Below are 15,513 nucleotides of genomic sequence, written 5' to 3' on the forward strand. Positions count from 1 at the left end.
TTATCCTTTTAGCGCAAGGATGCGCTTGGCACCAATGAGTACAATGCCTCCCACAATACCGCCAATAACCAGATCCGGGTAGTTGGAGCCGGTCCAGGCAACAAGAAGGGCTGCAAGGATAACTCCCAGATTGATAACCACATCATTGGCCGAAAATATCCAGCTGGCTTTCATGTGAGCACCGCCGTCACGGTGTTTGGCGATCAGGAGCAGGCAACTGATGTTGGCAATAAGGGCCACAGATGCGACGGCCATCATCATTGACGACTGGGGATCACTGCCAAACAGAAAGCGCCTGCCAACTTCAACCAGTACCCCAGCGGCAAGGATAAGCTGGAGTATGCCAGCCACATGCGCCGCTCTGACCTGCATTTTGATGCCGTGCCCAACGGCGTAAAGCGCGAGACCGTAGACGGCGGCATCGGCAAGCATGTCTAGCGAGTCTGCAATCAGGCCAGCGGACTGGGCGATCAGGCCCATCGTCATCTCGACCAGAAACATCAGTGCGTTGATTGCCAGCAGTATCCATAAAGTGCCGGACTCTTCGCTTTCGTTGGCCTTAGAAGATTCAGCCGCTCTGACGGATTCAGCGCTGGCGTCTTCTGTCCTCTGCAAGGAAGCGCCCAGACCCAGGGTTTCCAGTTTGCTGGTAATAGGTCCGACTTCGCCTTGATGGATAATTTCCAGCTTTCGATTCGATAGGTCGAATGAGAGTGACTGAATGTTGTCAAAACCCGTGAGCGCCATTCGAATCATTCGCTCTTCTGAGGGGCAATCCATTTTCGGCACGCTGTAGGTGCTGAGCTGGCTGTCTGTTTCGGCGGTGACGGGGCTCTGAAGCTCATTGTTAACGACAGAATCTTCGCTGCCACACTGTCCATCGCAGGGTTTGCTCATTTTCGCGGCTCCGGTTCTCACACAAGTTCCGTTATTTAAAACCCTGTAGTCACTACAGGGTCAACGTTAAGTTGTTAGTTTTTGACGACACTGGTGAACCCACCGCGATTCGACGACTTGCGGTATGACCCTGTAGTAACTAAAGAGTTGAACTGGAGTACATTAAAAGGAGTTTGAGCAACGATGAGGCAGGGCAACAAGAGCGTACTAATCCTTGGTAGCTACGGAGCTGCAGGGGCGGCTATTGCAACACTCTTGGGCAACGGATCGACAGCGACATTGTCTTGGCAGGCCGGTCGCTGGAAAAAGGGCGTGAACGGGCGGAACAATTAGATCGCCCGGGGAATACCGGGCAGAGCTGGCATCAAATTAACAAGGTGGTGTCCGGTTTAGCGGGGGCCACCACAGGGAGCGAACAGAAGAATTTAGTGAATGACCTGGCGTCAGACGGAAAGCGCTTCCGTGCCCACGACGCGATGTACGAAGACAGCCGCTTATATTCAAGTTCAATTCAGTGTCAAAGGATATAATAAAAGGTTTTGGTTTTAGGTTGTTGAAATACAAAGAAAAAATTTAAAAATGTAACAACTCTGCAATAAGTGCAAAGCACCATCTACTCAGCATTTGAAAGACTTCAAGTGTCATTTTGAATCTATCTAATCTGAAGAGGTGTCCATGAAAAAGTGTCTATCAATGTTGGTGTTTGGTGGGGTTGCAGTAACTTCAATGAATGCACTAGCGGGGGAAGGTCCTATCCTGTACGGCAAAGCCAATGTTTCGTATGAAAACCAGGACGACGGTAATAGCGATACCTGGAAGCTCCAGAGTAATGCGTCCCGTCTGGGGGTAAAAGGGGCGCTCAATACCGACCTCGAAGGCTTGGAGGCGATCTACAAGGCAGAATTTGAAATATCGATTGATGATGGAGATAAGGATGGCCAGACTTTCTCGCAGCGTAATATTTACGGTGGCTTCAAGCAGGCGAACCTCGGTGCACTGATTGCGGGAAAATTTGACACACCTTTAAAGTCAGCGCAGGGCAAGGTTGACCAGTTCAACGACTTACAGGCGGATATAAAAAATATCATGGCTGGTGAAAATCGGACCAGCAACATTGTTCAATACAGTTCTCCACGTCTGTTTGATGCTGTGGGCGTTAGTGTTGCCGTCATCCCGGGTGAAGAGCAGTCAGCTGGGGCAGAGAACGACGGACCTGCGGATGCAGTTTCCAGCTCTTTTACGTTTGAGAATGATCGTTTTTACGGAAGTATTGCCTACGATTCTGATATCGAAGATTCACTGGAAGCCGATTCAAGTGGCGATAGTCGTCTTAATATCCTGCGAACCGTAGGGAAGGTCCGATTAAGCAACTTCGAGATCGGCGCAGTTTACCAGTTGGCAGAAGAAAGCGATGGCCCTGGAGAAGATACGTCTTATCTGGTTGGTGGTGCCGTTAATCTTGAGCGTTGGAAGATCAAGGCACAGTACGGACTGACCGAAGCCGAGACAACAAACGAGGAGCTAACCCTGCTGGCCTTGGGGCTCGATTATAAACTGGCGAGCAAGAGTAAGGTCTATGCGTATGTGTCTCAGGTGGAGGCGGACTTGGCCGACTCTGAGGACTCCACATTTGGTGTGGGCTTCGAGCATAAGTTTTCCATGTAGAGTCGAGCGTGATCGCTGAATACAGGGGGACCGACGTATCTGAAATCTTTTCCGGATTTCAAGCTCATTTAAGGTTCGTGTGAGAGTCTACTTGTGAGTTAACTAAGGTTATTTAATGGCGGGAATGCTTCATTCTCGCCTTTTTTTTGACCTTTAGTTCGTTGTTCTAGCTGGTTTTAAGATTTGCGCCACGATCCGTACGAATCGGATATCACAAACAATTAAGAAAGAAACTGGAGGGGAATACGTTGAAGCGCAACATTCTGGCCACTGCGATTGCAGGGATGACAACCTGTCGGGAAGTTGGGCCGCGACGGCAGCGGAGGTTGAATTCCACGGTGATATGGATAACCGCTTTCAGGCCTACACCAATCAAAGAGACTGGTTTGCTGGTGGTAACTCAGGTGGCGGTACGCTGAAAGATGACGAGCCGACCGAGAGCTTCGGCGAGGTCAAATATCGCTTCTGGGCGAAGGCAACTTCCGACGACAAGAAAGTTACCGGTGTATTCGCGACGGAGATTGGTGGCATCCGCTACGGTGAGGGGTCGGGTGGCGACTATTCCGGTGATGGTGTGAACATCGAAACACGGTGGGCTTATGTGGATTTCTTGGTGCCCAACACGCTAGACCAGCGCGTCTCGCTGGGCTTGCAGCCAGTGTCAGTGAACCGACATGTCTGGACTGAAACCGCCACAGCCGCTGTTTGGAAAGGCTCACTGGGCTCTGGATTTGACTATCAGTTGTTATGGGGGCGAGGTGACTCTTCCAATGAGAGCGGCGTCGACTCAGAACAGGACGAAGGCTGGGATGGCGCGGACAACTTCGCGATCAACCTGAACAAGCGTTACTCACCGAACCTGAGCGCGGGCCTATTCTATCTCTATCAGATGAATGATCAAATTGCTGAGGGAGTAGGTACGGTAAATAGCAGGGAGTATGAACTGAAGAGTATCGCTGATAACTCCAAATATTCCGTTTCCAGCTTTGGGGTGGAGATGGATTATGGTCAAGAGACGTCGCTAGGCCGCATGTTCGTGAAGGGTACGGTGATTGGCCAAAGCGGAACAATAGAAGGTGTAAATTTCGTCCCATTGAATGGTGCTACGAATCCCAATACGAACTATGACCTTTCGACCGTTCTGGGACGCGGCGAGCTCGGGCTGCAATTTGGACCAAACCAACTGACGTACACCGTGCTCTACGCATCGGGCGATGGCAATGAGCAAGACGGGGACTTCGACGCCTTCATCGCCACGGATGTCGACTTCAGCGACAGTATGATTTTTCAGGAAAACATGACGAGCGATGACTACTTCGCCGAAACGCCCTATATCCTCGACAAAGGGTATTTCATGAACAAGCTACAGCTCGATCATAAAGTAGCGGCCAATATTACGGTCAGCGGAATGATTGTCTACAACCGCTTGGCTGAGGACATTGCACTTGCCGATGGATCGTCCTCAAAAGATCTCGGACTGGAATTTGGCTCCAAGGTCTCGTACTTCCCATACCCTTCGCTTGAGCTGTCGGCAGAAGCTGCATACCTGGCATCAGGCGATGCCATGGATGCGCTGGAGGAAACTGCCTTACAGGACGGCAAAAGCGATCAGGACATTGTTCATGTTGCCGGTCGGGTAAGGTACAAGTTCTAACAAGAACGGGGTGGTGGGAGCGCCACCCCGCTTTTGTTATACGAAATGAATCCGCATTAAGTGACTTTTTCCTATGATGACTCGTTCTGCTGCGTAAACCGCTGAAGGTTGCCACCCATTCCATGTGAAGCCTGCCACCCGGACCGGAGCAAGGCTGCCACCCATCGGAGCGTAGCGACGCGGGGTTTCTCTTCTTACTCCGAAGTCTCGGTGGCCGTCAACTTTGCCTGTTGTTTTCGCATGGATTCGCCCCGCAGGTTGATCTTGTAGGCGTTGTGTACGAGCCGATCCAGAATGGCGTCTGCCAGAGTGGCGTCACCGATTACGCCATGCCATTCCTCGATGGGTAATTGGCTAGTGGCAATGGTGGAGCGCCTGCCATGCCGGTCTTCCAGCACCTCCAGCAAGTCTCGCCGATTCTCGGCGCTCAGTTTCATCAGCCCCCAGTCATCCAGGATCAGCACGTCGACCTTGGCCAGATTCGTCAGGAGTTTTGAGTATTGGCCATCGCCTTTGGCAATGGTCAGCTCCCGTAGCAGTCGGGTCAGGCGGACGTACTGGGCGGTGTAACCCTCCCGGCAGGCCTTATGTACCAGAGCACAGGCCAGCCAGGTTTTCCCGACCCCGGTGGGACCGGTGATGAGCACATTCAGGTGTTCCTTCACCCATTGGCAACCGGCCAGCGACTGGACCAGTCCTTTATCTAGGCCGCGTGAATAGCGGTAATCCAGGTCTTCGAGGATGGCATTGTGCCGCAGCTTAGCCCGGCGCAACCGGCTGGTCATGCGCCGGTTATCTCGCTCGGTCATTTCCCGGTCGACCAGCAGCCCGAGGCGTTCCTCGAAGCTCAGATCGGTGATGTCGGGGGTGGCCGACTGATCCGCCAGGGCGGCGGCCATGCCGGTCAGTTTGAGGGCGTGGAGCTTGTCCAGTGTGGGATGTTTCAGCATGTCAGAGATCCTTCAGTGGTAGTAGGCGGGGCCACGGATGTTGTCGTGGGTATCGGGCAAGGCCAGTTCCTGTTGCTCTTCCAGAGGCTGCTGATCCAGACGGTGTTTGAGGATGGATTCAATGCTCTTGTAGCGGCAGCTTCCCAGCATCAGGGCTCGCTGGCAGGCGGCCTCCAGCCGCGACTCGCCGTAGCTCTGCCCCAACCGGAGAATGCCCAGACAGGAGCGGTACGCCTGCTGAGGGTGTTTGCGGGCACCCAGAGCGGTGCGGATAAGCTTCTCCGTCGCCGGTCCGGTCTTGGCCGCCCAGGCGATGAGCCGTTCCGGCGACCACTCGCCAGCCTGGCGATGGGATTCGGGCATGTGCGCGGCGATGGTGGTGTGCCGTCCCTTCTGGTCTGAGCGCCGGTGGCTGGCGATCCGGTTGCCCCGGTAAAAGCATTCGATGGTGTTGTTGGTGATGCGAACCTCCACCTCTTTCTTGATCAGGGTGTAGGGCACTGAGTAATAGTGACCGTCGATGGCTACGTGGTAGTCGATATGCACCCGAGCCTTCTTCCACTCTGCGTAGACATACGGTTCTGCCGGCAACGGCTGTAGAACCGGTTTATCCAGCTGTTCGAAGTGGTCGCGCCGGCAGCCGGGCAACTTGCGGAAGGGGCGGCTGTTGAGCCGCTCCAGCAGTTCACGGATGGTGGCGTTGAGTTGCCCCAGGGAGAAGTGCTGGCGATGGCGCAACGCCGCCAGGATCCAGCGCTCGACGATCAATACACCGCCTTCTACCTTAGCCTTATCACGGGGCTTGCGAACTCTTGTCGGGACAACGGCCACGCCATAATGGGTGGCCATGTCCTGATAGGTTGGGTTGAGATCCGGCTCGTAGCGATGGGCCTTGCTGACGCCGGAGCGGAGGTTGTCCGGAACCACCAGTTCCGGCACTCCGCCCAGGAACTCGAAGGTCCGGATGTGGGAGCCGACCCAGTCCGGCAATGTCTGGCTCCAGGTGGCTTCGGCGTAGGTGTAATTGGATGCACCCATCACCGCGACAAAGACTTGTGCCTCGTGGATCTCTCCGGTGGTGCGGTCAATGACGGGCACGGTCTGGCCGGCATAGTCCACGAATAGCTTCTCACCGGCCCGATGGTCCTGGCGCATCACCAGGTCCAGCTTGCCCCGCCAGGCCCGGTAGTGCTCGCAGAACCAGCTGTACTGATAACCGTCCGGGTTGGCTTGCCGGTACTCCTGCCAGAGCAGGAACAGGGTGACGTTCTTGCCCGTGAGTTCGTCACGGATGTGTTGCCAGTCGGGTATACCTCTGGCCTGTGCTGGCAGGTCCGGTGGCGGCGGGAACAGCAACCGCTCCAGGTGGGCCTCATCCAGATCCGCTGGCAACGGCCAGCTCAGACCGGCCTCAACCGTGCGGCGCAGGTAGTCGCTTACGGTGGGGCGGCTAACGCCACAGGACGCCGCAATCTGGCGGTTGCTCAGCCCTCGCTCCCACTTGAGGCGAAGGACTTCTTTGATTTTACGCATGGATAACCTCTTCGCTGGCATCTGGCCCATCTCCGGATGAAAAGGGTCAGAGTACCGTTAAGTTATCCCGCGCCGGACGATTTTGATGGAGCTTCAGGCAGTCTGCTGGGGTGGCAGCTTTGCCGTGGAATTAGTGGCAGCTTTCGCGTGGAATGGGTGGCAGACTTCGTCTGGAATCAGTGGCAACCTTGGTCTGGAATACGCAGTTCTGCAGTATTTGTGTTCCTGATGCTACTACTAGCTGGTGCGGTACAGGCGGTTGAGCGTGAGCATCCAGCAAAGGCAAAGGTCATTCAGGTAGATCGTGATCAAAAAGTGCTTTCCCTCACAGTCGACGATGCCACTGTTGAGGTAGGTGATTTGTTTGTTGTGTTGCGGGAGCCTGATCATGCAGGCATCCCGGAGAAAAACCTTGCAGTCATCGGTATCGAGAGTATCGGAAAGGATCAAGCAGTAGGGAAAGTGCTGTTTGGAACGATGCCCTCCGTTGGCGCTGTATCGAAACGCTTCTACGGTATTCCGGCGGTGTTTACTGACAGAGTCGGCGATCCCACGCCGGTAACGCCGGCGTTGAAAGCCCGATTTCCTGATCTTTTGTGGCGGGACGAGCCAGAGGCGTCAAACGATGTGCCATTGGTGCGCTTTCAAGTTACCGGGAGAGGTCAAGCCGTTGCGACCTACAATAACACCTGGTTGGTCGGCATCGTACAGACCGATGCTGAAGCACATCGGGTAGGTTCAGTTGAGGGGGAGGCTTCATCGTCTCCATATGCGAAGCTGCCAATCAATGCAAAGTCGTTGTCCGCGTTTCGTTCTGGCAGCGATTACTATTTTGCGGCGGAGCATGGAAACAAACTCAGCTTTTTCCTTGTTGATTCCAGCGGGGCTGTTCAGAGCCTGGCGTCCATTGAGGTGCCCCGTCGGGAGAAAGTCATCCGAATGGACTGGTACGTTTCAGAGAACTCATATTACCTCATTTTGAATCAGTGGAATGGCCGTAGTGTTTCAAGTTCTTTGATCCAGTTGGCCGAGGGGAAGGCTGAAACCATCGGTTTCATTCCCTTAATCTTGGGATTGCAGGATTTGGACGCTGACGGTCGCCGGGAAACTATTCTCGGGCAGTCTTTCTACTCAGAGCAGGGGTTTGGTTCAGAGATCTATAAAATATCAATCTCACCGAACGGGCCTGATCTTGAGAAGGCCGTTCATGAAGAATTAAGCCAGTACACGCCAGTGTTCCGGGTAATCGGTGCCGTTGTTCAGAACGAACCGAGACCTTTGAATATGGTGACCGTCTCCCAAGGGAAGGTTTCATTTTTCCCTGCTGGCACCGAGGGCCCACATCTGGACTATGAGATTGGAAGCCGGGTGGCAGGCACGAGTATGACTTACGACGTGTCGCCTGAGTTGGTGTTTAGTCCGAGGCAAACACTATTTTTGCCGAACCTGCTCGTACGCTCCGGTGGGGACGCAGTTAATATCGGGATTCCACAGGAATCCAGTGCAGCCGAAGATATGATAGGTGTTTATGATACTCGAGTTGATTGGTTGACGCTGAGATCCGGGAAATCTCCCAAAACGCAGTCAACAAGTCTTCTAACGTCGGTTCCGGTGTCCCCCGTATCAGGCAATACAGAGTTATTCTTTATGTCGCCGGATGAAAACTCAGTTCAAAGTGACAGTTTTGACGTTGAGACGTTGGTGTATCGGGCTGCTATGCCTACTGGTCGCTGACTAAAGCTGGATAAGTTGCCCTTGTAGTCGTCAAATGCTTCTGGGAAGCTCGATTAGAACCCGAAGACCACCTTTGGGTGATAAAGAAAAATGCATGGCACCACCGTAGTCATTGATGATTTCCTCAACGATTGATAGGCCAAGGCCATAGCCAGGGGTTTTTTCGTCCAGTCTTTTCTGGCGCTTGGTAAGATCGGCGAGTTGGTGTGACGCTACTCCGGGGCCGTCATCTTCAACAAGAATGGTCAAAGTGTCATCGTGAAGTTTCAAATGTAGATGAACTTCCTGAGAGCACCATTTGCTTGCGTTATCAAGCACATTACCCAAGATCTCATTAAAATCACGCTCATCAATTGGCCAGACAAGCTCTCTGGGTAATGTTTCTTGAAGATGGATCTGTTTGTAAGGATAGATTCGACTGACTACGTCCACCAGTGCCAGAGTTCTCTCAATGATCGGTGTCGCCTTTCCAATGTACTGACCGGACATTTCGGTTTTTCTCATTTGAGTGTCGATCAGCTCGTGCATTTCAGACAGTTGAGACTTAATTTGACTCGCGATTGTGGTGGGAATGGCTTCGTCATTGATCATGGAGTTTATGACGGCAAGGGGGGTTTTTAAGCTATGAGAAATATCTGCGGCTAGGTGGCGTGAACGGGTAAGTTTTTTGTCGTACGACTCTAATAGACGATTAAGATGTTTGACAAGTTCATTGAATTCTTCAGGTACGTTCTCATCCAGTCTATTACGCTGACCCTTTTTAAGCGACGTTAATTGGGCACTCATCATTTTTAAGGGTTTTAGTGCGATAGTTACCCCAATAAATATGATCAATGATATCGTAACGAGAATTGTAAAAGATATTATCCATATAAGAACGTGGATTTTGTCAAGCGTGTTTGGTGAGTAGGAGCTTTTTTCAATTATAGTAACGCTTAGTTTATCTTGTCTGTTATTAAATATTCTGTAGTAGCCAAGGATTGAGCGATCATCATCCGATATGTGAAAAATTCCAGGCTTTCTGAACGATTCTACCACCTGTAATTTCGGTTTAATGTTCTCGCTTGTAAAACTCCGACCTTGACTGTCTTCGATGTGAACTGAATATTGAGACAATGAAAAATTTCTGAGAGAGGATTTTGTAATTTCTTCTTTATCATTTGTTAGCATCTTTGAGAGTCGGTTAGCTGCAGCCTCTAGCTGCTGCCTGTGAAGCTCGTCATGGATATAGTCGATTAAAAGGGTGTGTGAGAAGAATATCAGCCCGGTACACGCGAAACCCGTTAGCGTCAGGAAAGTAAGCAGTTTCCGTTTTATTGAAGGGCGTTGTTGTTTTCTGGGCATGTTGTCTGCCAAGCAGGTGGTTAGAATTTGTTATCGACTAAATCTAGGCCTAAAAAAGCCGCACTACAAAAGTAGTGCGGCAAGACGGAATGGTGGAGACCATTCACGATGCAACTGGTTTTAGAATGTCGTGTATCGACAAGTTTCTATTATTCAATCGAAAAAGCTATTGGTGCGACATTATTTCTAATGACTAAACTGATCTTTTGAAAATTGGTCTAATTCAGATAGATTGACATCTCCCGATTTGATCATCTCGTGATAGATATCGTCCTTATTCGATAACATCAATTTTCGGCGTGCCTCCATGCCCATTTCAGATAACGCCGCCTGTGTCATTACCCTATGTTGTCTCTTCATATCCTGAATGCTGCTTTTGGAGAGCATGCCTTGTGCTAGCTTATCGTTTTTGGCCTCAGTGGCATGGAGGTTTCCTGCCGCCAAGGTTAATACTAAAGATGTGAGCAAGAGATGCTTTTTCATAAGAGTCACCTTTAAGTTGAATGATCTGAACCCTGATGGAAACAGATGAACTTTAACTCAGCTTGAAAAAATAAAATTAAATGATGAAAAGAGGGCACTGGTGGAAGAACGGTTGCGATTGGGTCGTTAATACAAAGGTATTAAGGGGGGGGTATTTTTTCAATTTCGTTTCAAGTTCATCTGCTATCAATGGCTGTGCGTTGTTCTGGCTGAAAGTGCCGGCATAACCAGCAACTTACCGGCGGTGGCCTTAACCGAACCGCCATCGCGTTTGGTTTGTGAGGTGTCGATCGCCGGTAGGGGATCTTATAACGAAAGCTCACGGAGACTGATTTATAATGCAAACTAAAAAACTCAGGTTAGCGATAAGAGCAACACTTGCGATTTCAACCATGGGCCTGGTGGCCCCATCTGCTTTGGCGCAATCAACTGCGGAACTTCAGAAGCAGATCAACGACTTGCGCAGTCAGGTGGATCAGATGTCGGCGACCAATGATTCCAAGGGGTGGCTGCTGCCCGGCACTAACACTTCGGTTACGATTGGTGGTTACGTAAAATTGGATATGATTTACGACACAGACCAGGATGTCGGTGACTTGCATGACCCGAGTGTTCTCGATACATCCGTAGAGGATGGTGATAGCTCTTTGAGAGCGCATGCCCGTCAATCACGAGTGCGTCTCGGAACCAGTACCCCGACCGATATTGGAGAAGCCAAGACGGTTGTTGAGGCAGACTTCTACGGCGGTGGTGGCAACGAACTGTTCTCCAATTCACGGGGGCTTCGTATTCGTCACGCCTATGGCGAGCTCAACGGCTGGCTTGCGGGTCAGACGTGGAGTAACTTTATGCACTTTACGGCTTACCCGACCATACTGGACTTTAATGGGCCGGTAGGTGTGAGCTTTATTCGTCAGGCACAGATTCGTTACACGATGGGAATGGGCGATGGACAGTTCTCGGTGTCAGCTGAAAACCCTGAAACCAGTGGGTTTGAAGGTTCACGTGATACCGTTCCTGACCTTACCGCCCGTTACAAGTGGGCAGGGTCTGGTGGTGGATTTGAGGTTGCTGGCTTGGCCCGTTCTCTCAAGACCGACGACGCCAGTGCAACAGGTGACGACGCTACGTTTGGATATGGCGTCATGGCGGCTGGTCGACTCAACGTCACTTCAGAAACCTCGCTCATGGCCGGAGTTGTTTTGGGTGATGGTGTAGGTCGTTATCTTTACAGCTCGTACAGTAACAACGACAGCACTGCAAGTCGGACTGGCATCGGTGAGGCATATATAACTTCCGATGGTGATCTCGAAACTATCGAGGCTTACGGCTTCAACGTTGCGGCGAGCCATAAGTGGACGCCAAAATTCACCACGAGTGTGGCCTATGGGTTTTTAGAGGGTGATCAGGACGAGACTCTCTTTCCAAACTCTTTCCAAACGCTAGAGAGCGCGTACTTCAGCAACTTCTACCAAGTGGCGGATCCGGTGACTGTAGGGGTTGAGCTGTCGTACGCCAACAAAGAACTTGCAAACGGTGAGTCAGCTGACAATACCCGTCTTCAGTTGGCTGCACAGTTTAGCTTTTAAATCGCTATTACATTGCTTCACATAGTTGGACCCCACGACGGGCCTCAGTAGGCCCGTCGTACGTTATTGTTCACTTACACGCGATGCCGTCAGGGGCTCTTTCACCTCTCCTCCTTTTACGACGCTATCCCTGCCATTGTCTCGTCGATTCGACCTGTAGTGGTCAACTAATCCCGGACAGTATTTTAAGGTTTTCCTCAGCTGCAACAGGCGAAATGCCGCCGTTGAATGCGTGAGGCCGCTGCCGGTTGTAGTAGTCCATCAGATAGCCACCAACATCTCTTTTTGCCTCAGGCAGATTTCGATAACCCAGGGCCGGTATCCACTCAGATTTCAGACTTCGGAACAGTCGCTCCATCGGTGCGTTGTCCCAGCAGTTGCCACGCCGGCTCATGCTTTGTGTCATTCGATAGCGCCAGAGCCTCTGACGGAACTTGCGACTGGCGTACTGACTGCCCTGATCCGAGTGGAACATGACTTTCTCTGGCTGACCACGCTGTTCCCAGGCGTGATCCAGAGCTTTTACAACCAGGTCCGCATCTGGACTGGATGACATTGCCCAGCCAACAACTCGCCGGGCATATAGGTCCAGCACCACAGCCAGATAGCTCCATCGCTGGCCGCTCCAGAGTAGAGTAAGAGGCAGGGCGTAGTCGAACTATCTCCCTGCCTCTCCTTTCCGAACCGGACGTGCACCTTTCAGCGCATCCGGCTCTCCGCTTAAACGCTGGCGAAGGCCATAGCAACTTCGGGAAAGCGAGAGGTCCACGTGTTTCTGGACTCTGTCCTCAGGTAGGGATTACCCTCTGGAAGACGCCAACGGAATCGCTTTTTCCCGTGACCGACGAGTCGGTACAGGATGGCGCCACTAAATAGCCCCTGATTGGTTTTGCCATACAGCACCCAAGTCTTACTTTGACCTGAAGCCGGGGCTTTGAACCAATGACGCATCAGCGGTTTGAGCCGGGAGCGATATTTGCGGCCCAGCCAATGGGCCAGTTTCCAGAACACGACACCATCGATGTAGCTGAAGACTTTCGCTTTGTAATCGACGAACTGGTAGAACGCCGCCCAGCCTTTCAGCTTTCGGTTGATGGATTCGACCATGTCGATTTTGCTTTCACTATAATTGCCTGACAGCTTGGCGGTTAAAGATGCTGCAAAGTTACGTGCCTTATCCCGGGGGATTGTCGTCACCACCCGCATGTCGCCATAGCGGCTCCGCTTGCGGATGATGCGATGCCCCAGGAACACGAAGCCGTCATTCACATGGGTAATCTTGGTCTTATCCATGTTCAGTGTCAGCTTGAGAGTTCCTTCCAGCATCTCCCGGCATTCTTCTCTAATCGCCTCTGCCTGGGCTTTGGTGCCCTTGACGATAACCACAAAGTCATCGGCATAGCGGCAGTAGGCGACGGCTGGCTTCCATTGTCGGTTCTCTCGGATGGCTGAGCTTCGACCGATTCGGATACTGTGGTTCCAGTACCATCGATCCTTTCGGGCCTTTTTGCCGAGGTAGCGCCTATTCAGGTACTGATCGAACTCATGCAACATGATATTCGATAGCAGTGGCGATATAACACCGCCCTGAGGTACGCCCTCACTTGCTGCCCGGAAAAGACCTGCATCAATATGACCGGCTTTTATGAATCGCCAGAGAAGGTTCAGGAACCGTCGGTCCCTGATTCTGCGACGTACAGCTTTCATCAGAAGCCGGTGATGCACGGTATCAAAGTAGCTGGACAGATCCCCTTCAATGACCCAGCGTCCGCGCGTTTCCTTATTGTCCGTCAGTTGCAGTTTCACTGTACGGATCGCGTGATGAACGCTCCGCTCCGGTCGGAACCCGTAGGAGAGCGTATGGAAGTCGCTCTCCCACATGGGCTCCATCGCCATTAACATGGCCCGTTGAACGATGCGGTCGCGTAGGGTCGGGATACCCAGTGGTCGTTGCTTGCCGTTGGCCTTTGGGATATACACCCTTCGGGCCTGTAACGGCTGGTAAACATCGGAGAGTAAATCACTCCTGATCTGTTGAAGAATAGCCGGCAGCCTGTCCTGCACAGTCAGCTTGATCTCTCCGTCTATCCCGGGCGTGTTTGCCCCTTTGGAAGACAGAGTGACCCGAGCCGCTTCTGCGAGCCAGTCAGGCTGTGCTATCAGGCGCAACAACCTGTCCACCCGGCGGGTGGGGTCGGTTGTTGTCCAGGTCGCTAGCTTGCGTTGCATTTCGCTGATTATCAAAGGTCTTCACCTTGTTTGGTCAGGTAGTTTGCTTGGCAAACACGTTTAAACTGCTCCCCTTCGCCATGTAATGGGCTTTCCCCATCGCGGACTACTACGGGAGCTCCGCCAGTCAACTTGGCATCGGGGTCATGCCCCCTTGGCATCCAATATTGACCTTCCCCGGTTTACCTATCTGGACTCCAGCATGCTGAGGAGGCTGCCCATCGCACTCTTTACCCTTGCTTGCCGCAAGTTGACAGGAAGCAGCAGTCCAATCTGTGATGGATACTGCTGAACCGAAGCCCGAGCTACCAATTTGGACTTCTTCGTTTGGCAGCGCCTATGCGTCATGCTGCCCAACCTTCCCGTACGGCTTATCAGGTCACGTAAGCCGTGGTGACATTTCAACCCACAGAGGCGGATGAATGGGTTCATGTTCTTCAGCCTTTCAGCACTCAGCCTTGAGGATCATCTTGGCTTAGTGACCTCGCCTCAATCCCCGTTGTCAGCGGGTTACATCACCCTGCGGGCATACCGCAGGTCACTGCCGCTCAGGCTCACCACCCTCACAGTGGGTGGGATTGATTGGTTACTTCCTCCTGAATTACCGGTTCAATATTCCAGATAGACTCGTGGTCCATTTGAGCTTCCATGCTCGCCCTGGACTCCGGGCACACTGTAGGTGATGTCACCACACCAGACTTGGTTAGGCCGTTCTACTGCAAACTCCCGGTCCAGATGGTTCGGGATATCTGGTCGTTCAACGGTAGCCTGCTTGTAGGCATGAGGGCCTGGCTGCTTACAGATCAGCCCCAACTCGCTCATCAGTCGTCGAACTTTAAAGCGACCAACGACAACGCCTTCCTCGCGGAGCAAGCCTATGATTGTACGACTGCCGGCAGAGCTGCGGCTCTTGGTAAACAGGCGGTTTACCTGAGCCCTCAGGGCCAGGCGCTCCACATCTACACGGTTCCGCCGTTGGCGGTACTCGTAATAGCTGGAACGACTGATATCAAACGCTTCACAGACCAGTTCAATTGACTCCTGCTCCCCCAACCGGTCTATCAGCGCGTACGATTCATCTCGTCCGACATCAAGAGAGCTGTAGCCTTTTTTAATATTTCTTTCTCTCGCTCCAGGCGATTGCAGCGGGCTTCCAGCTCCTGAATACGTCGCTGCTCCGGGGTTAACGCCTTGCCTTTCGGAGTGACGCCCTTACGCTCGTCCGTCAGTTGTTGAACCCAACGCCGAACAGCGCTTTCACCAATTCCCAGAGACACGCTGGCCTGCGGAATCGTGTAACCTTGATCCAGCACCAGGCTGGCTGCTTCCTGTTTGAACTCAGGAGAAAAAGAACGTCGCTTTCTGGTCATCAGACACCTCGTTTATGGTGGCGATCTTACCACCTACGTTGGTGTCCGGAATCATTGAACCACTA

General features: G+C 52.3%; 10 protein-coding genes and 2 pseudogenes. 4 read left to right on the top strand and 8 right to left on the bottom strand.

Going from position 1 to position 15,513, the window contains the following annotated elements:
• Positions 1–897 (bottom strand): cation efflux transmembrane domain-containing protein, encoded by an 897-nt coding sequence (locus ACZ5Q2_RS04510; RefSeq protein ID WP_023011861.1) that lies wholly within the window; start codon positions 895–897, stop codon positions 1–3.
• A gap of 675 nt (positions 898–1,572) precedes the next feature.
• Here ACZ5Q2_RS04510 and ACZ5Q2_RS04515 point away from each other — a divergent pair.
• Both ACZ5Q2_RS04515 and ACZ5Q2_RS04520 read left to right on the top strand, forming a co-directional pair.
• Positions 1,573–2,562, top strand: coding sequence for a porin (locus ACZ5Q2_RS04515; RefSeq protein ID WP_226595805.1), 990 nt, complete (start codon positions 1,573–1,575; stop codon positions 2,560–2,562).
• A gap of 343 nt (positions 2,563–2,905) precedes the next feature.
• Positions 2,906–4,216, top strand: coding sequence for a hypothetical protein (locus ACZ5Q2_RS04520; protein WP_432210411.1), 1,311 nt, complete (start codon positions 2,906–2,908; stop codon positions 4,214–4,216).
• A gap of 194 nt (positions 4,217–4,410) precedes the next feature.
• Here the strand turns inward: ACZ5Q2_RS04520 and istB are convergent, their stop codons facing one another.
• Together istB and istA are read right to left on the bottom strand one after the other, a co-directional pair.
• Positions 4,411–5,166: an IS21-like element ISSpu5 family helper ATPase IstB gene (gene istB / locus ACZ5Q2_RS04525; protein ID WP_432209940.1), complete on the bottom strand. Its 756-nt coding sequence runs from the start codon at positions 5,164–5,166 to the stop codon at positions 4,411–4,413.
• Between the two features lie 12 nt (positions 5,167–5,178).
• The gene (gene istA, locus ACZ5Q2_RS04530) at positions 5,179–6,720 is read right to left on the bottom strand and encodes an IS21 family transposase (protein ID WP_230716000.1); all 1,542 of its coding nucleotides are present in this window, start codon (positions 6,718–6,720) and stop codon (positions 5,179–5,181) included.
• Positions 6,721–6,735: 15 nt separating this feature from the next.
• Here istA and ACZ5Q2_RS04535 point away from each other — a divergent pair, with 15 nt between their 5' ends.
• Complete coding sequence (locus ACZ5Q2_RS04535) at positions 6,736–8,433, top strand: hypothetical protein (RefSeq protein ID WP_432210410.1); 1,698 nt, start codon at positions 6,736–6,738, stop codon at positions 8,431–8,433.
• Between the two features lie 30 nt (positions 8,434–8,463).
• Here the strand turns inward: ACZ5Q2_RS04535 and ACZ5Q2_RS04540 are convergent, their stop codons facing one another.
• A complete protein-coding gene (locus ACZ5Q2_RS04540; protein ID WP_094625952.1) occupies positions 8,464–9,777 on the bottom strand; it encodes an ATP-binding protein in 1,314 nt (437 codons plus the stop codon).
• 186 nt (positions 9,778–9,963) lie between these two features.
• Positions 9,964–10,260 carry a hypothetical protein gene (locus ACZ5Q2_RS04545; protein ID WP_099616052.1) on the bottom strand — a complete coding sequence of 99 codons (297 nt, stop codon included), beginning with the start codon at positions 10,258–10,260 and terminating at the stop codon, positions 9,964–9,966.
• Positions 10,261–10,598: 338 nt separating this feature from the next.
• Between ACZ5Q2_RS04545 and ACZ5Q2_RS04550 the strand changes: the two genes are divergently transcribed.
• Complete coding sequence (locus ACZ5Q2_RS04550) at positions 10,599–11,849, top strand: DcaP family trimeric outer membrane transporter (RefSeq protein WP_138435656.1); 1,251 nt, start codon at positions 10,599–10,601, stop codon at positions 11,847–11,849.
• A 163-nt stretch (positions 11,850–12,012) separates the two neighbouring features.
• Here the strand turns inward: ACZ5Q2_RS04550 and ACZ5Q2_RS04555 are convergent.
• From ACZ5Q2_RS04555 to ACZ5Q2_RS04565, 3 genes and pseudogenes are all read right to left on the bottom strand, one after another.
• Positions 12,013–12,489, bottom strand: a pseudogene (locus ACZ5Q2_RS04555) (IS3 family transposase); the annotation flags it as partial.
• An 80-nt stretch (positions 12,490–12,569) separates the two neighbouring features.
• The gene (gene ltrA / locus ACZ5Q2_RS04560) at positions 12,570–14,093 is read right to left on the bottom strand and encodes a group II intron reverse transcriptase/maturase (protein WP_099616115.1); all 1,524 of its coding nucleotides are present in this window, start codon (positions 14,091–14,093) and stop codon (positions 12,570–12,572) included.
• A gap of 660 nt (positions 14,094–14,753) precedes the next feature.
• Positions 14,754–15,448: pseudogene (locus tag ACZ5Q2_RS04565) on the bottom strand (IS3 family transposase); the annotation flags it as partial.
• Between the last annotated feature and the right edge of the window lie 65 nt (positions 15,449–15,513).

Source organism: Marinobacter alkaliphilus (genome assembly GCF_055394375.1).